Genomic DNA, 16,339 nt, shown 5'->3' with positions numbered 1-16,339 from the left:
ATTCTCCCTTTTTAAATAAGATCAAGCAGAGGCTTGAAGCTGTACCTTATAGCAATCATCTAAAGCTAACTCATAATACCGCAGCCCTTCTTCCGCGGCATGAAATGCTTTTTGCTGCCAGTCAGGACGATCATTACATAAACGCTTAATCAGCTCCATGGCTTCATAAGGATGAAGATCATCATAATGTGCATGCGCACGCAACCAAGCTAAAGAACGTTTATCTATCGTTACTTCAGGATGGTCAGTATAGGTATGAATACCCTTATAGACCTGAATCGACCAATCCCCAGTTGCCCACTCAATTGCCAGATTTGTTGCAGCAAGGCATTCTGCCAAATTACCACGATGACTCATATTCCATAAGAAATGGTTCACCGCATTCATCGCAGCTGGCGGTCGTACATGATCAAGCTCATCAACAGTTAAGCCAAAACCCCCAGCCCAGTCGCGATACCATTTTAAGTGTCGCTCTTCTACCTTAATATTTTGGATTAACCAATCTCGTGCCTCTGTAACGCCCGGTTCAGAAAACCCCGTTGCTTTGCCTAACGCCCCAGCCATATATGACGGGAAATGCGCTACTAACGGATAGAAATTAAGTAAAGCATAACGGAAACTATCTAGGCTCAATCCCCCATTGGCCATTTCCGAAAAAAACGGATGTTTACTTACCCGTTCTTTCGCTGGTAGCAGGTCATCCCAGAACTGCTGTGACCATCCATTATGCGGTGTAATTTCTAAATGCATTCCATATTGATTTAGAGCAGTCATTGCTAATTTTCCTATTTATATGACAGCAATCATCTGTATTTCACGGTATAAGTCTATCCGAAAATGATAAAGTTACAATCGCTATTCGACCATTTGTAACTTTTTTCGATGGATTGCCAATCTTTGGATAATCACGACGCTAATCATTGAAATGACGTGACTTTTATCACATTTAACTCAGATAAAAATCATTACTTTTTTAAAAAAACTGTATTATTATTTTGAATAAATCACACATTATATAATCAATATTTTTAGATGGAACTTTACTAAAATAGTCTCATTTTATGACAACTTCCAATATAGAGAGCACTAATTATGAAGTTGCAAGGTTCCAATATATTGGGACAGAAACAAATAGATTTATTAACCACTCGAGGATTAAACTTCGTATGGTTTCCTAAACAGCTCGAAACGCTTTATCGTTTTCAATACCAAAACGGTGCTGCTAATGAGTTTCGCTTTAGAGCGCCTATTATTTTAATATTATATATATTTTTAAGCTTTGGTATATATCAAGTTTTACCAACTGAACAAGTTTTACCCTGGTTTAGCTATTATTCATGGGTAGGCATAATCATTCTTATCGCCTGGATTTTATCATTTATTAAAAAATTAAATCAGTATTTTGATTATTATGTAGGAGTCGGTTCAGCTTTAGCTGTGGCGATTACTTTTATTTTAATTAACGTCATTGAAAATGGCCAAGATAATGTTCTTTTTCATGCAGCGATGATGTATGCGATTGTGATTATCTATGGTGCGGTAGGTATGCGCTTTTATACCGCCATATTTGCTGGATGGATGGGCGGGCTTGTTGGAATTTTGATAAGTAATTACTTAAATGGGGTGATCGACTGGACTTTCTTGAACCGGACTTACACCTTCAGTAGTTTTTTAGGAATGACCCTTGCCTATGCAACTGACCGTCAACATAGAGAAAACTATTTACAAAACTGCATGATTGAGCTGAATCGTATTGAACTGATGCAGCAAGCACAGCAATTATCTTTACTTTCACAGCAAGATGCGCTCACCGGTTTAGCCAATCGACGCTATCTAGATGAAACACTTGATAATGAATGGCGCCGTGCTTTACGACATGAAATGCCCCTTACCATCATGATGGTCGATATCGACTATTTTAAAGCATACAACGACACATTAGGACATCTAAAGGGTGATGAATGCTTAAAAGAAATCGCAATTGCTATTTCTTCTATTGCTGCACGCAGTGGTGATTTAGTTGCTCGTTATGGTGGTGAAGAATTTTTACTGTTATTTCCAATGACAAATAATCAGCAAGCCTTGATCCAAGTTGAACGTTTAATGAATGCTATTGATAAAATTGCAATTAAACATCCATGTAGTGATGTTTCACCACATGTCACTATTAGTGTTGGAGTCGCAACCACAATTCCTCGTCTAAACGATTCAATTTCTGCTTTTGTAGCTCGTGCTGACCATGCTTTGTACAAAGCAAAAACTAATGGACGCAATCAATATAAGATTGCTGTAAACGAAGAACAAATTGTAGATTTAACTTAAAAAGTCAGACTTCTATTCAAAATGACTTTTGACTAATTATTATCTCTCTTAAGTTCTTTTATCGCTCATTTCCCAATTAAAAAAACAATTAGCTTTTCCATCCGTGGCAAAGCTAAAATGTAATTTAGAACCAGTACGTGCGAAAACCTCTTTTATTTAAATTTAAACCATCTGTTAAAAATGACTTATATAAACTTAATAAATTTAGCGACTTTCAATACATCAACATCCTGTTTTTATATAATGAAAATTACTAGATTCAGATAATCTAATATAGAAAAAATTCCATTTTATTAGAGCTCACCTTTCAACCTCTTCCAAAATTTAATTAAAAAATAAAATAGTAAATTTTGTTGTATTCTTTGCGGTACTGTGGAAATAGCTTCAGTTGAAAATGGTAAAATCGAAACAATATTCTCATGTATTGTTTCATAATTTGGATAGGCTTCTTTTTTTATTATTTCTATAATTTTTTGTATTTCATCAATAGATAAATTCAAAAATCTCTTAATTTCTTGGGCTGTTTTTGACTCAATAGATAATAAGGCACAAACTCTAGTGACATTAACAATCTGCTCGGCATGAATGTTTTTAAAGTTTGGATAACAGACAAGCTTATAAAGAATTTTTGTCTCTAAATGATCTTTAGACACTATATTCTCGTTATTTATTATACGTTCTTGATGACTTGTTTTAAAATATTCATTCTTCTCAATATTTTGTAAAATATTGAGAAGTTCCTGATATCTTATTGGTCTCTTCAAACCATACTGATAGCCCTTTAAAAGCTCAGGATTATTACTTAATACGATCTTAATTTTTTTTGGAATAAGAATATTCGTATAACCACTATCTAAATCAATAATATGTATATCAGGATTATCTTCACTATATATCCAATTCCCCACAAGATGAGATGACAAAGATAAGTCATGAATAACTTTTATCATTGCCTCTAAATTTTTAGGCAATAGCCTATCCTTTGACATACAGCCAATTCTATATGTGCACTGATTCATTGATATTTCCCCAATTTCAATGATGACTTTGAAAATTCTTTGTTTAAAGTAATAAAAATTTAAATATGTAATAAACTTATATAAAAGCAATTTGAGTAAATTAACTTTCGGTGATAAATATCGGTTGCAGTAAAAATTAACAAGATTTAATTGCCAAGCTCTACAGATGAATATACTCAAAAATAATTCGCAGAATATTATATTTATATAAATATTATAAGACAAGAAAATAATTTAAAATTTAATCAGACTTAATGGAATAAAAATTTAAAACCCCATATTTAATTTAAATATGGGGTTTTATTTACTTTAGTCAAAAATTATGACTATGGTTCGATTGGAGCAAATGGTGGAATAACATCTGCATTTTGTGCTCGATGGCGTAAGAAGTGATCCATCAAAACAATTGCTAACATTGCTTCCGCAATTGGAGTTGCTCGAACACCTACGCAAGGATCATGACGGCCTTTAGTCAACACATCTGTATCTTCACGATTTAAATTAATCGTTTTACCTAGTGTCGTAATGCTTGCTGTTGGTTTTAGTGCAATAGCAACTCGTATGGTCTGACCACTTGAGATACCACCTAAAATACCACCAGCATGATTCGCTAAAAAGCCATTACTGGTCATTTCATCACGTGTTTCATGACCAAACTGTCCAGCAACTGCAAAACCATCACCGATTTCAACACCTTTAACCGCATTAATACTCATCATCGCGTGAGCAATGTCAGCATCTAAACGGTCAAAAACAGGTTCACCCCAACCCACAGGAACTTTTTCAGCTAAAATCTCTAGTTTTGCACCGCAGCTCGTTCCTTGTTCACGTAAAGAAGTAACCAACGCCTCAAAACGCGAAACAGCGTCTACATCACCACAGAAAAATGGATTATTCGGAACTTCATTCCAATCCAGTTTTTCGGCAACTTCATTACCAATTTGCGTCACATGACCACGAATCAAAACGCCAAATTTTTCTGCTAAATATTTTTTAGCAATTGCACCTGCTGCAACACGCATAGCAGTTTCACGAGCACTTGAACGGCCACCGCCACGATAGTCACGGAAGCCGTATTTTTGAGTATAGGTATAGTCGGCATGGCCAGGTCTAAAAGTTTGGGCAATATTGCCATAATCTTTCGATTTTTGGTCAGTATTACGAATCAATAAACCGATTGGTGTACCAGTGGTTTTACCTTCAAATACACCTGAAATAATTTCAACTTGATCAGGCTCTTTGCGTTGAGTCGCAAATTTTGATGTCCCTGGCTTACGACGGTCTAGATCTTTTTGTAGATCTTCTTCGGTTAACGCAAGGCCCGGTGGCACACCATCAACAATTGCCATTAAGCCAACGCCATGAGACTCACCACAAGTAGTTACACGAAAGAGTTGTCCAATACTATTCCCTGCCATATGCCCAACTCCTTATATTTGCTCTTCAAATAGTTTTCTATAACGGCGACATTGTTCAGCAGTCAAAGCAAAAATACCTGAACCACCTTTTTGGAAAGTGAGCCAGTTGAAATCAATCGTATTAAAGTTCTGACGCATTGACCATTCAGAATTACCTACTTCAATGACAATGAGACCATCTTCAGTTAAGTAATCTGCCGCTTGTGCAAGCATTTTACGAACTAAGTCTAAACCATCTTGGCCCGCCGCCAATGCAAGTTCAGGTTCATGTAAAAATTCTTCTGGTAAGTCAGCCATATCTTCAGCATCGACGTACGGTGGATTACTCACAATCAAATCATACTGATTTTCAGCTGGAATCTTGGCGAATAGATCCGACTCAAGCAATGCAACCTGATATTGCTTATTGTGGTGCTCAGTATTAATTGAAGCAACTTCTAAAGCTTCTTTAGAGATGTCAGTTGCATCAATTTCAGCATCTGGATAAGCATACGCCAAAGCGACTGCAATACATCCAGAACCTGTACACATATCTAAAATACGGTGCGGAGTTTTAGGCTTTGCATTTTCTGGCAAATTATTGAGAGCTTCACGCATTTGACCATTTTCATCTAAACAATATGGCGCAAAACGTTGCTCAATTAATTCTGCAATTGGTGAACGTGGAATCAGTACACGCTCGTCTACATAGAATGGCTTATTAAAGAAATAAGCAAGGTTTAATAAATAAGATGTTGGAATACGATCATTAATACGGCGTTCCAATAAGCTTAAAAATTCTGCTTTTTCGCTTGGTAATAACTTCGCATCTAGAATTTCTGCGTCTGCTGACCATTCAAGAGATAAGGTTTGTAAAACTAATGCAGAGCTTTCTGCAAAATAATCTTCAGTACCTTGTCCTAAATGTGCATCATGTTGACGTAATGCTGATACCCCAAAACGAATAAAATCTCGAATTGTTGATAAATTTTCAGCCGCTTCCTGTAAATTTTCAGGGCTAATCGTCGGTCGCTCCACTTAGGCGTCTCCAAAGGCAAATTTTGCAAAGTGACTATTCTACTGAGTGAGGTACAGCAAAGCAACGCTTTGCCTTGTGAACCGGAGTTTTACACGCCTATCTCGAACAATCACACGTTAAAATCAGAATACTTTGTTTTAATTATAAAATGATGAATTTTAATTAAACTTTAATTTAGATATTCAAATTAAAAAGCGGCCCTTAAATGATGGACCGCTTTTATAGTTTAATGGGTTTTAAAGCTTAAGTTTTTCAGCGACATAATCAGAATCTTTATCTCCACGCCCAGATAGATTCACTACAATCATGGTTTCTTTCGCTAATTGAGGAGCTTCACGAATTGCCCATGCGACAGCATGTGAGCTTTCAAGCGCAGGAACAATGCCTTCAACACGAGAAAGTGTCATAAAAGCATCTAAGCACTCTTGGTCAGTGGCAGTACTATATCCAACACGACCTAAATCTTTTAAAAAACTGTGTTGTGGGCCAACGCCCGGATAGTCTAGCCCCGAAGCAATAGAATGCACTGGTAAAGGCTCACCGTCCTCATTTTCAAGGACATAACAGGCCATACCATGAATTTGACTTGGCTTACCTAAAGTTAGTGTTGCTGAATGCATATGGGTGTCTAAACCATGTCCAGCCGGTTCAACGCCTACCAGCTTTACATCGGGATCATTTAAGAATGCAGTAAATGCGCCTATTGCATTTGAACCGCCGCCGACGCATGCCACAACATAATCCGGATTTTTTCCAAAACGATGATGTGTTTGTTCTTTAATTTCTGTACCAATAATCGATTGAAAATCACGAACCATTTTAGGGAATGGATGTGGACCCACCACGGAACCAATCGCATAGATAAAGTTTTTTGGATCTTTTAAATATTCTTCAAATGCACTATCTACAGCATCTTTTAAGGTTGCTGTACCACGTGTTACTGCGACCAAATGAGCGCCCAAAATTTTCATTTTGACCACATTTGGATGTTCTTTTTCAATATCGACTTGCCCCATATGAATTTCACATGGAATCCCCACTAAGGCGCAAGCTGTTGCCAAAGCAACCCCATGCTGACCAGCACCTGTTTCAGCAATAACTTTCTTTTTGCCCATATACTTGGCAAGTAAAGCTTCACCTAAACAGTGATTGATTTTATGTGCACCCGTATGATTTAAGTCTTCACGCTTTAAATAAATTTGTGCACCGCCTAACTGTTCAGAAAGACGCTTCGCATGAAATAAAGGACTTGGACGGCCTACATAATTTGTAAAGAGATCTGACAATTCATTTTTAAATTCAGGGGTATGGCGAATCTCTTCATAAGCAACATTAATCTCATCCATTGCCTCTTTTAAATGTGGAGGAATGAACTGTCCGCCATATTCACCAAAAAATCCTTGTTCATTCGGCAAAGCAATACCGTTAATTTGATGTTGCATGTCATCTCTCTTTTTAAATTATTAAAGTTATTAAGCTTATCGAGAAAGGTAGCGAGTCATATCTTCAATGCCCTTTAGCGTCATTGGATACATATGATTTTCAAAAATTTCTTTAATCCAGCCAATGGTCTGAGTGTAATGCCAATACCCTTCAGTTTCAGGATTTAACCAAGCTGTTTTATCAAAATGTTGATGTAAGCGGCGTAACCAAACCTCACCAGTCTCATCATTCATATATTCAACCGAGCCACCTACCGATTTCAGCTCATAAGGTGCCATACTGGCATCACCAACGACAATTACACGATAGTCGCGTCCATAAGTGTGAAAGAGATCCCATGTATTCATACGGGTAGCTGTGCGGCGATGATTATCTTTCCAAACATAGTCATAGAGACAATTATGGAAATAAAAGTACTCAAGTGTCTTAAACTCAGTTTTAGCGGCACTAAAGAGTTTCTCGCATTGGGCAATATGAGCATCCATAGAACCGCCTACATCGAACAACATAAGCACTTTTATTCGATTTCGACGCTCTGGTACCATTTGAACATCAAGAATACCTTGCTTGGCTGTTTCACGGATTGTACCGTCAACATCCAACTCTTCAGCTGCACCTTGACGCGCAAATTTACGCAAACGACGCAAAGCAATTTGCATCTGACGAGTACCAAGAACTTGGTCGTCATCTAGATTTTGATATTTACGCTGTTCCCATACTTTTACCGCCGAACGTTTACGACCCGGCCCACCAATCCGCACTCCCTCAGGATGATCCCCAAAAGCCCCAAAAGGTGAAGTACCACCTGTACCCACCATGCGGTTGCCGCCTTGATGTTTCTTATGCTGTTCGCGTAACCGCTCTTCCAGCATTTTCATCAGTTCTTCTAAGGAACCAGCTTTTTGGAGTTCTGCTCTTTGTTCAGGAGTTAAATGTTTTTCTAGAAGCTCTAAATCAAACCAGTCTTTTGGTAATTTATGAACTTGCTTGAGTAACTCATCCAGATCAAAGGTTTCGATACCGTCAAAGTAGTCTTTTATGGCACGATCAAACTTGTCAAAAAAGCGTTCATCTTTAACTAAAATAGTTTTAGCAAGTTGATAGAACTCTTCTTGATCGGCAAAAACTAAACCTTCACTTACAGCACGGTTTAAGTCAATAAGCTCACGAGTTGTAACTGGAACACCGTATTTACGTAGGGTGTAAAATAACCGCACAAACATGGGTTATTCCCTCCTTTAACGTCGAGACATGAAAGCCAAACGTTCGAGGAGTTGCACATCCTGCTCGTTTTTGATGAGAGCACCATATAACGGTGGAATAGCTTTAGATGTATCTCGATTACGCAATACATCTTCAGGCATATCATCTGCCATGAGCAAGCTTAACCAATCAATTAACTCAGATGTTGATGGTGGTTTCTTCAAATTAGGAATTTCACGTAATTTAAAGAAAACCTGTAAAGCTTCGTTGACGAGTGTTGCAGAAATATTCGGGAAATGAACATCGATAATTTCTCGCATGGTCACTTCATCTGGAAACTCAATGTAATGAAAGAAACAACGACGCAAGAAAGCATCTGGTAACTCTTTTTCATTATTCGATGTAATAATTACAATTGGGCGTTGTGTTGCCGTAATGGTTTCACTTGTTTCATAAACATAAAAAGACATTTTATCGAGTTCATGCAACAAGTCATTTGGAAACTCAATATCGGCTTTGTCAATTTCATCAATTAACAAGACACAACGCTCTTCACTAGTGAAAGCTTCCCACAATTTACCGGGTTTAATATAGTTCTTAATATCGTAAACACGGTCATCACCTAACTGACTGTCTCGTAAACGAGAAACAGCATCATATTCATACAACCCTTGCTGTGCTTTGGTTGTCGATTTGATATGCCAAGTAATGAGTTTTAAGCCCAAACTTTCTGCTACTTGTTCAGCAAGTAAAGTTTTACCCGTACCAGGTTCACCTTTAATTAGTAAAGGCTTTTGTAAAGCACGGGCTGCTTTTACAGCGAGCTTAAGACTGTCAGTCGCGATATATTGATCTGTACCGGTAAAATGTTGGGTATCAGCAGACATGTGAAGACCTTATTTTTCTATTTCAATGGTTAGATGGAACGCATGCTTTTGTTTGTTGAATATTTTGACCAACAATAGCCAATAACCAAACCTAGACCAACTACAAACAGAATTAAAGATAAATTTGACCAGATTAGAGGACTATCTTTGGTTAAAACACCAAAAAGTAGTCCAAAAATAGCTGGTGCTACCGATGCATTCGGACCTTCAGACACTGTTGGTGTGACTAAAATAGCAAATACAATAAGCCAGCTAATCGCACCAAAAGTTGTAGGAAGACGGCGCATTAATCGCCACCAACACCACAAAGCAATAATAGCGCCTATTCCATAAGCTGTTAAAGCAATAGCATCTTCAGGAATAAAATCCAAAAAAGAGAATAATTGATTCATTATTCCAGTTTGATTTTCACGCACCACGTAAGCCCTCTGGTTCAACCGCATTCGGGTTAATTAACCCTTCTGGTGGCATCTGAATAAAGAAACCCTTTGTTTGTAATGAGTCTAAAACATGTAAAACATTAGCACGCGCCAATTTACGTGTTGGAGCTAATTCTAAATGCATGACAAACGTTGCACGACCAAACGCTTGCAAAACAGCTTCAGGAACATTTTCAAACGGATCAGCTTGTTCCGCATCGTCAGGATAGTTTGGACGAGCAATATAAATGTACATTTCATCTTTTTTGCTCGATCTATAAATATCACAGTGCATTTCAAATCAACTCTTGAACTAAGGACAGCATACATGAAAAAAAACGACTCACCCACGCAGGTTTGTTTACGCATCAGTCGTTTTTTTAATTCTTGGGAAATATTAACCCACAACGTTGATTAAGGTCGATAATAACTTTGTTCTAGACAAAAGCCAGCCTTCATAAAAAACAAGTAAATATCTGATTTTAAAAATTAAATATAATTATTCATTTTAATAAAATAAAAACAATTTTAGAAAAAAATAAGAAATCGTTCGTTACTAAGTACTTTTTGTGATCTGTTTTTAATAGTTTCACCCCTTAATACTATGAAATTTATCGTATTAAAATTAGGTATTACCTTTTAAAATTCACATTTAAGTAAAACTTCTAACCACTTAATAAACATTAGCAGACATTACTTAACTAGTTTAAATTCTCAATATGTTTCAATAATAAGTATCTTAATAATAGATGTGGAGGATGAACTTATGCCTCGTGGCGATAAAACAGCTTACACAGCAAAGCAAAAACGTCAGGCTAAACATATTGTTGAGAGTGAAGTAGACAGAGGTCATTCTCAAGAAGAAGCTGAACGAATCGCATGGTCTACCGTCAATAAACAAGATGGCGGCGGTAAGAAAAAGTCTCACTAATACAAACTTTGAATACTTCTTTAGCCCAAGCTAAAGAAGTATTTTTACCAAAACAAGTTAATGATATTTAGAAGACTCGAGAACTCTTTATATAGTTATCAGTTACTTGATTTAAGGCATTCAAAATAGCACTATCATCTTGGCTTAATAGAGCTTCATTGAGGCATTCCATGTAACCTATGAGCGTAGTCTTAGAAACGTTGGCAAATTCAGTTGTTACGGCTTCATCTTCATATAAAATCACGTAGCTACGTGCAAAACCATAGATCAAATAGACTGCTGCTTTTTCTTTTGTATTTTGAGATTCTTTAAGAGACTGTTCACAAGCATTTTTTAAATCTTTAAATGCATCTGTACCAGTAGATTGATTTTTGAAAGATAAAAGTATTGTTTGGAAGTTCATATCCATATTCCACTTAAAAAGTAAAGCTACAGAAGATGGTAGAACCTGTCAAATAAAATCATGATTAACATAAGTTTAAATGTAAATAAATTTATCTTCCCTTTTTAATACGATATAAAAGACCGCCTTTAAAAGAGCGGTCTAAAAAAAATCGATATTTAAAAGCTTATTTCTATCGTTATGGTAGTACCAGAGTGTTCAATATTGGTTGATACATTAAAGCCTCTACCCTTAAGTTCCTCTTCTACTTGTGTGAGGTGATCAGGACTTACAGCATCAATCGGAAACAGGAAAGTTGCTTTTCGCTTCCCTGCTTTAGAATCAGTTTCAGTGCCTGTTAAAATTTTTTCCAGCATGGCCTCTTGATTGATTTTAAAATTTTTAGCATTTTGACGCGCTTGTTCAGCACTAAAGTTATTAAGCATATTTATCTCTCTAATTATTAATTTATCTAATTTTATAGCATAAAAAGCTTATATAGTTTTGGTGTTGTGTAGTTAATTCCAATCAGAAATATAAGCTTATTGATTAAATAACCTCTCTATCCATTCAATAAATTTTCTGGCATTTCTATTTTTAAAATCTTCTTTATTTGGGATGTAATAGCACAGCTCAGATTGAACTGATTTAGTTTTAAGCGGTTGTATAAGATTTGCTTTAATAAATCTCTGGGCAAGTGTAGAAGAACAAAATACAAGTCCATTGGCCGCTAATGCCTCATGTATTCCAAAAATTTCCTGATCAAACTTCTTAATTGTTATTTGCGTTCGGTCCCATCCATTCAGCTCAAGCCAAGTCTCTAGTGGCGGACTTGGTAATGCTTTATTTTTCCATTCTGTGGTGAATAACATTATTGGCTCATTAGAATGTTCAAGGGGATCAAGTTTAGATGCACCAAATACATTAAAAGACTCATATTTAAGAATATCGTTAGAAGGTATTAAAGATACATCACCATATCGAATAGGTAATGTATATAAGTGACTTTCTAACGCTTCCCCTGTAGAAAATTCAACCGAGATATCAGGATGTAATTGATAAAATTCATTTATTGAGGGAATTAATAACATTGCTGCCAATGAAGACGTGGTAGCTACTCTGAGTGTATTTCCATTTACTGTTATTTCATCTAGCGCATCTTCAATTTTACGAAATCCTTCAGAAATCGCTACTGCTAGCCTATCACCTGTGGTTGTAAGCGTTATTTTTCTTACCTGTCGATGAAATAAATCAACATTTAACCTGCTTTCAAGATTGGCAATATGATGTGAAATTGCAGTCGGTGTTAGCGAAAGCTCTTCAGCAGCCAATTTAAAACTGCCTAGTCGAGCAGCTGATTCAAATGCCCTAAGTGCTTGCAATGAGACTTGCATGCTTTCTCCTGAATCACAGTTATAGGTGATTTAAAATCATCTATAGCTGTAATTTTCTCGTTTGTCTACTTCTCATTTAAAACTCAGAATAAATTAACTCCTAACCCTTATGGAATTTATGATGAGTAAAATTTTACATATAGATGCCAGCGTACGAGCTGCAATTAACCCCAATCTAAATCATAATTCTATTTCAAAAAATATTGCCAGCCGATTGGTCCATTCATGGAAAAATACAAGGCCTATGGATGAGTATATTTATCGGGATGTAGGAATGAATCCGCCTCCATTTATTACTCAAGACTGGATTGATGCCGTATTCACACCTGAAAATAAAAGAACACAAACTCAATGTGATGTCTTATCAATATCCGATCAGTTAATAGCGGAGGTTTCGAGTTCAGATATCATTCTAATTTCTTCTCCTATGTACAATTACGGTATGCCTGCTCAACTCAAAGCATGGTTTGACCAAATTATTCGAATTAATAAGACATTTGATTTTGACCTTGCTCGAGGAGATTTCCCTTTACAACCTCTTTTATCTGGAAAAATTTTAATCATTATCACATCTAGTGGAGAGTTTGGTTTTGAGAAAGATGGAATTCGTCACAACATGAATCATCTTGTACCTCACCTGCGTACACTCAGTAAATATTTAGGTGTAGAGAAAATTTATGAAATTGCCTCAGAATATCAAGAGTTTGGAGATGAACGACATATAGAGTCATTAGAAAATGCTTTTCAAAAAGCTGAAGAACTTGTAGCGGAACTTGCTGGTTCATTCACAAAAAATCCGTAGAATATTAATAGTTAATTTTTAAAATCTAATAACCTACTGACATTTTAACTAAGCTGTATCATTAAAAATAAAAAGCCGACCCAATTGGATCGGCTTTCTTATTTCTGCACTGAAACAAACTTATAGTTATATATTATTCATATTGAAATTGTTTTTCTTGCATCCAAGAATATACAGACCTGTATGTTTAATCAATTGAATTTTTCTCATTGAATCGGTTAATTTAATTCATTATCACTTTTACAAATTAAAACCCATTCAATTCATCACTTTACTAGCTTTTAAAATAAGTTAATTATTTAATATAACTAATATAATTATTCATTTTATTAACTATTGATGTTAAATATCTATTATTTTAAATAAAAACTACTCAATTTAAACTTCAAGCCATTCACTATCCTTAATTAAAAAAGCCCATCACGAAGATGAGCCTTTTAAATTTTAACTATCAACTCATTTTAAATTGATAGACTTTCTTTTTCTTCTTGAAATAAATGAATTAATGGTTGAGTTAACAACTCATAACGCCAACCCAAAAGATAATTAGGTAAATCTTGTTCATCCCCTTGAGAAAGAACATGTTGATGAATTGCATTTAGCCATTTTTTTCTAAGTAATACTTCTTTAGGAATAGAAGTTTCACTTATTGCATGGGCAAGTACCATATCCATTTTATTTAAAGTTTCTTTAGATGTTACTTTAAAAGGTTTGGCAATTCTTGTTGGCCATTCACTTTCATTAGGTAAATCTTTAAGTAATTCTAGAATCGTTTTTCCATATTCACGAACTACATTTGGGCGAATATCTTTAACTTGCGAGAGTTGAAAACTATTACGTGGATTCTTTTCAACCATATCAATCATGGTTGAGTTTCTAAGAATAAAACTGCGTGGCTGATTCGTCGCTTTAACAATGTAATCACGCCATTCACTTAAATTTTGCAATTGCATCAATTGACGGCGCGAATGACGATAATTACCAACATCGGTATAGAGTAACTCTGTAGGCGTTTCACTAATAATTTCTTTAGTTAAACTACTACAATCTTCAAGAACATAGTCATAAAGCCCTTTCTGCTTAAGTTGTTCTTGAATATGATGAGCTAACTTCATTATATATAGAACATCATTGGCTGCATAACAGAGTTGCTGAGGCGATAAAGGTCGAGCCAACCAATCGGATCTTGTTTGATCTTTTTCAATGTCAATATCGAGACAAAGCTTTAAAGCGCCTTGGTAACTCACTTGTAGTCCGTGACCTAAGAAAGAAAGGCCCACTTGAGTATCAAACACATTAAGCAAATCTTCTTGATCAGCGTAATGATAGATTAAATCAATGTCTTCCCCACATGCATGAAAAATGTTCTGCTGTGCGAGAAATATTTTTTTCCAAAACTGACTTAGATCTAATGAAACACCATCCAACAGATAGACATTACCATTTACATTGACTTGACATACCCCAAGTTTAGGCCAGAGTGTGTCAACCTTAATAAATTCTGTATCAAGTCCATATATCGAACATTGATCCATTTTTTGAAGAACATCAACCAATTCGGTTTGCTGTTGGATAAACTGAAACATGCTTTCTCAAGTAAATGCAAAGAGTGCTTAGAACTCTGGTATATATAACATAGAAGTAGGAAATTACCACTTAAACCTTTATGAATACTCTATTTTTGAACAATTTTTCGAAAATAGATAATTTTTTGATCTTTTATTTATACTTTTAAAGTTAACTCCAAATATTCATTCTTTAAAATCTCTAAGATCTTTTTCATTCTTATGTGCTTTCATATTTTATTTAAACTATCTTGTCTAATTAAAGACAAAATAATATTTGCCTTTACTTTAATAGCTAAATTAATAAATTTAATTCAATTTTATATCGCATCAATGAAATAAGCATCGGAATGCTTATTTCATTCTCATACGGTTATGAACTGCCTGACTTAAGGTATGGCTATCTACATACTCAAGTTCACCACCTTGCGGTACACCTTGAGCAATACGCGTCATGTGTATAGGTAAGTGCTTAGTCGCCTCTACCAAATAATGAGCGGTCGCCTGCCCCTCTACAGTCGCATTAGTTGCCAAAATCACTTCTTCAATAGTGCCTTGACTTAAGCGCTGAATCAGATAAGGAACACCAATTTCTTCTGGGCCAATACCATCCAAAGGAGAAAGATGTCCCCCTAAAACATGGTATTTACCACGAAAACTACCACTTTGCTCAATCGCCATTACATCTGCTGGTGATTCAACTACACACAATAGTTGATCTTCTCGCTCAGTTGAGGCACAAATATCACAAATTTCATTTTCAGTTAGAGAATGGCAAACGCTGCACTCATGAATATAACTTGAAGCCTCATGTAAAGCATGAGCTAATGCGAACGCACCTTCTCGATTTTTCATCAAAAGATGTAATGCCATACGTTGAGCCGATTTCGGACCAACGCTAGGCAATATACGTAAAGCTTGAACGAGTTGTTCAAATCTATCACTAAACACAGAACTTCCTTAGAACATGCCCGCTAAGCCAGGTGGCAAGCCCATACCAGAATTCGCTTTTTGCATTTTTTCTTCTGAAATAACTTCTGCTTGACGCACAGCATCATTTACCGCGGCAGCAATCAAATCTTCAATCATATCTGGTTCATCTTGAAGTAATTCAGGGTTAATTTCGATACGTTTTACAAGATAGCGACCATTCATGGTTACTTTAACCAAACCACCACCAGCTTCTGCTTGGACTTCAGTTTGGGCAAGCTCTTCTTTCGCCTTTTTTATATTTGTTTCCATATCTTTTTGCATGCGCTGCGCTTGCTGCATGAGCATATTGATATTCATAACTTTACTCCGTATCTCTATCAAATCTTTAAAGTATTATTGGTTATCTGGTAATACTTTATAAAAACTTAATCTCATTGAACCAACCCATGTGATTAAAATCCATACAGATTAGCGCATTGAACTCAAATTAATCCGTAATTCTGACACAATAGACTAATGTTTTCTATCAGTATCTCTAGCTCTATTTCACGTAGCTACATGAGTGGCATGATTAAACTTAGATCCACTTCATAAATGCCTAAA

The 16,339-nt window shown here is 35.9% G+C and carries 18 protein-coding genes; 3 read left to right on the top strand and 15 right to left on the bottom strand.

The features are described from left to right. Positions 1-21: 21 nt before the first annotated feature. Positions 22-774 carry a TenA family transcriptional regulator gene (locus BMW38_RS02465; RefSeq protein ID WP_003651630.1) on the bottom strand — a complete coding sequence of 251 codons (753 nt, stop codon included), beginning with the start codon at positions 772-774 and terminating at the stop codon, positions 22-24. 318 nt (positions 775-1,092) lie between these two features. Here BMW38_RS02465 and BMW38_RS02460 point away from each other — a divergent pair, with 318 nt between their 5' ends. Then, complete coding sequence (locus tag BMW38_RS02460; protein WP_092705665.1) at positions 1,093-2,322, top strand: GGDEF domain-containing protein; 1,230 nt, start codon at positions 1,093-1,095, stop codon at positions 2,320-2,322. A 293-nt stretch (positions 2,323-2,615) separates the two neighbouring features. Here the strand turns inward: BMW38_RS02460 and BMW38_RS02455 are convergent, their stop codons facing one another. The 8 genes from BMW38_RS02455 to BMW38_RS02420 all read right to left on the bottom strand — a co-directional run bounded on the left by BMW38_RS02455 (position 2,616) and on the right by BMW38_RS02420 (position 10,024). Further along, on the bottom strand, positions 2,616-3,341 hold the full coding sequence (locus tag BMW38_RS02455; protein ID WP_092705664.1) for a hypothetical protein: 726 nt from the start codon (positions 3,339-3,341) through the stop codon (positions 2,616-2,618). Positions 3,342-3,667: 326 nt separating this feature from the next. Continuing rightward, positions 3,668-4,759 (bottom strand): chorismate synthase, encoded by a 1,092-nt coding sequence (gene aroC / locus BMW38_RS02450; protein WP_004642724.1) that lies wholly within the window; start codon positions 4,757-4,759, stop codon positions 3,668-3,670. A 12-nt stretch (positions 4,760-4,771) separates the two neighbouring features. Beyond that, on the bottom strand, positions 4,772-5,776 hold the full coding sequence (prmB, locus tag BMW38_RS02445) for a 50S ribosomal protein L3 N(5)-glutamine methyltransferase (RefSeq protein WP_003651622.1): 1,005 nt from the start codon (positions 5,774-5,776) through the stop codon (positions 4,772-4,774). Between the two features lie 237 nt (positions 5,777-6,013). After that, positions 6,014-7,219, bottom strand: a complete 1,206-nt coding sequence (trpB, locus tag BMW38_RS02440; RefSeq protein WP_092705663.1) for a tryptophan synthase subunit beta — start codon at positions 7,217-7,219, stop codon at positions 6,014-6,016. A gap of 36 nt (positions 7,220-7,255) precedes the next feature. Beyond that, a complete protein-coding gene (locus tag BMW38_RS02435) occupies positions 7,256-8,443 on the bottom strand; it encodes a vWA domain-containing protein (RefSeq protein ID WP_092705662.1) in 1,188 nt (395 codons plus the stop codon). Between the two features lie 15 nt (positions 8,444-8,458). Beyond that, positions 8,459-9,310: an AAA family ATPase gene (locus BMW38_RS02430; protein WP_092705661.1), complete on the bottom strand. Its 852-nt coding sequence runs from the start codon at positions 9,308-9,310 to the stop codon at positions 8,459-8,461. A gap of 29 nt (positions 9,311-9,339) precedes the next feature. Next, entirely contained in the window at positions 9,340-9,726 is a 387-nt protein-coding gene (locus BMW38_RS02425; protein ID WP_003651617.1) for a hypothetical protein, read from the bottom strand. Beyond that, on the bottom strand, positions 9,719-10,024 hold the full coding sequence (locus BMW38_RS02420; protein ID WP_003651616.1) for a YcgL domain-containing protein: 306 nt from the start codon (positions 10,022-10,024) through the stop codon (positions 9,719-9,721). The genes BMW38_RS02425 and BMW38_RS02420 overlap by 8 nt, the downstream gene beginning before the upstream one ends. 471 nt (positions 10,025-10,495) lie before the next feature. Between BMW38_RS02420 and BMW38_RS02415 the strand changes: the two genes are divergently transcribed. After that, a complete protein-coding gene (locus BMW38_RS02415; RefSeq protein WP_002113596.1) occupies positions 10,496-10,660 on the top strand; it encodes a hypothetical protein in 165 nt (54 codons plus the stop codon). Positions 10,661-10,727: 67 nt separating this feature from the next. Here the strand turns inward: BMW38_RS02415 and BMW38_RS02410 are convergent, their stop codons facing one another. From BMW38_RS02410 to BMW38_RS02400, 3 genes are all read right to left on the bottom strand, one after another. Next, the gene (locus BMW38_RS02410; RefSeq protein ID WP_005047367.1) at positions 10,728-11,063 is read right to left on the bottom strand and encodes a hypothetical protein; all 336 of its coding nucleotides are present in this window, start codon (positions 11,061-11,063) and stop codon (positions 10,728-10,730) included. Between the two features lie 158 nt (positions 11,064-11,221). Next, complete coding sequence (locus BMW38_RS02405; RefSeq protein ID WP_045432582.1) at positions 11,222-11,488, bottom strand: hypothetical protein; 267 nt, start codon at positions 11,486-11,488, stop codon at positions 11,222-11,224. 96 nt (positions 11,489-11,584) lie between these two features. After that, positions 11,585-12,436 carry a LysR family transcriptional regulator gene (locus tag BMW38_RS02400; RefSeq protein WP_092705660.1) on the bottom strand — a complete coding sequence of 284 codons (852 nt, stop codon included), beginning with the start codon at positions 12,434-12,436 and terminating at the stop codon, positions 11,585-11,587. A gap of 118 nt (positions 12,437-12,554) precedes the next feature. Between BMW38_RS02400 and BMW38_RS02395 the strand changes: the two genes are divergently transcribed. Then, positions 12,555-13,238 carry an FMN-dependent NADH-azoreductase gene (locus tag BMW38_RS02395; RefSeq protein WP_092705659.1) on the top strand — a complete coding sequence of 228 codons (684 nt, stop codon included), beginning with the start codon at positions 12,555-12,557 and terminating at the stop codon, positions 13,236-13,238. Positions 13,239-13,699: 461 nt separating this feature from the next. Here the strand turns inward: BMW38_RS02395 and BMW38_RS02390 are convergent, their stop codons facing one another. The 3 genes from BMW38_RS02390 to BMW38_RS02380 all read right to left on the bottom strand — a co-directional run bounded on the left by BMW38_RS02390 (position 13,700) and on the right by BMW38_RS02380 (position 16,093). After that, the gene (locus BMW38_RS02390; RefSeq protein ID WP_092705658.1) at positions 13,700-14,824 is read right to left on the bottom strand and encodes a ribonuclease D; all 1,125 of its coding nucleotides are present in this window, start codon (positions 14,822-14,824) and stop codon (positions 13,700-13,702) included. Between the two features lie 333 nt (positions 14,825-15,157). After that, positions 15,158-15,754, bottom strand: coding sequence for a recombination mediator RecR (recR, locus tag BMW38_RS02385; RefSeq protein ID WP_003651607.1), 597 nt, complete (start codon positions 15,752-15,754; stop codon positions 15,158-15,160). A 9-nt stretch (positions 15,755-15,763) separates the two neighbouring features. After that, positions 15,764-16,093 (bottom strand): YbaB/EbfC family nucleoid-associated protein, encoded by a 330-nt coding sequence (locus tag BMW38_RS02380; protein WP_004642711.1) that lies wholly within the window; start codon positions 16,091-16,093, stop codon positions 15,764-15,766. Positions 16,094-16,339 lie beyond the last annotated feature (246 nt).

Origin of the sequence: Acinetobacter sp. yr461, from assembly GCF_900110445.1 — a bacterium.
GTDB classification, from domain to species: domain Bacteria; phylum Pseudomonadota; class Gammaproteobacteria; order Pseudomonadales; family Moraxellaceae; genus Acinetobacter; species Acinetobacter calcoaceticus.
This window is presented reverse-complemented; position numbering and strand designations above follow the sequence as displayed.

What these genes read in the sequence shown, in the direction of transcription:
- BMW38_RS02465 (WP_003651630.1), bottom strand. Translation starts at nt 774, where the DNA reads ATGACTGCTCTAAATCAATATGGAATGCATTTAGAAATTACACCGCAT.
- BMW38_RS02460 (WP_092705665.1), top strand. Translation starts at nt 1,093, where the DNA reads ATGAAGTTGCAAGGTTCCAATATATTGGGACAGAAACAAATAGATTTA.
- BMW38_RS02455 (WP_092705664.1), bottom strand. Translation starts at nt 3,341, where the DNA reads ATGAATCAGTGCACATATAGAATTGGCTGTATGTCAAAGGATAGGCTA.
- aroC (WP_004642724.1), bottom strand. Translation starts at nt 4,759, where the DNA reads ATGGCAGGGAATAGTATTGGACAACTCTTTCGTGTAACTACTTGTGGT.
- trpB (WP_092705663.1), bottom strand. Translation starts at nt 7,219, where the DNA reads ATGCAACATCAAATTAACGGTATTGCTTTGCCGAATGAACAAGGATTT.
- BMW38_RS02435 (WP_092705662.1), bottom strand. Translation starts at nt 8,443, where the DNA reads ATGTTTGTGCGGTTATTTTACACCCTACGTAAATACGGTGTTCCAGTT.
- BMW38_RS02430 (WP_092705661.1), bottom strand. Translation starts at nt 9,310, where the DNA reads ATGTCTGCTGATACCCAACATTTTACCGGTACAGATCAATATATCGCG.
- BMW38_RS02420 (WP_003651616.1), bottom strand. Translation starts at nt 10,024, where the DNA reads ATGCACTGTGATATTTATAGATCGAGCAAAAAAGATGAAATGTACATT.
- BMW38_RS02415 (WP_002113596.1), top strand. Translation starts at nt 10,496, where the DNA reads ATGCCTCGTGGCGATAAAACAGCTTACACAGCAAAGCAAAAACGTCAG.
- BMW38_RS02410 (WP_005047367.1), bottom strand. Translation starts at nt 11,063, where the DNA reads ATGAACTTCCAAACAATACTTTTATCTTTCAAAAATCAATCTACTGGT.
- BMW38_RS02405 (WP_045432582.1), bottom strand. Translation starts at nt 11,488, where the DNA reads ATGCTTAATAACTTTAGTGCTGAACAAGCGCGTCAAAATGCTAAAAAT.
- BMW38_RS02400 (WP_092705660.1), bottom strand. Translation starts at nt 12,436, where the DNA reads ATGCAAGTCTCATTGCAAGCACTTAGGGCATTTGAATCAGCTGCTCGA.
- BMW38_RS02395 (WP_092705659.1), top strand. Translation starts at nt 12,555, where the DNA reads ATGATGAGTAAAATTTTACATATAGATGCCAGCGTACGAGCTGCAATT.
- BMW38_RS02390 (WP_092705658.1), bottom strand. Translation starts at nt 14,824, where the DNA reads ATGTTTCAGTTTATCCAACAGCAAACCGAATTGGTTGATGTTCTTCAA.
- BMW38_RS02380 (WP_004642711.1), bottom strand. Translation starts at nt 16,093, where the DNA reads ATGAATATCAATATGCTCATGCAGCAAGCGCAGCGCATGCAAAAAGAT.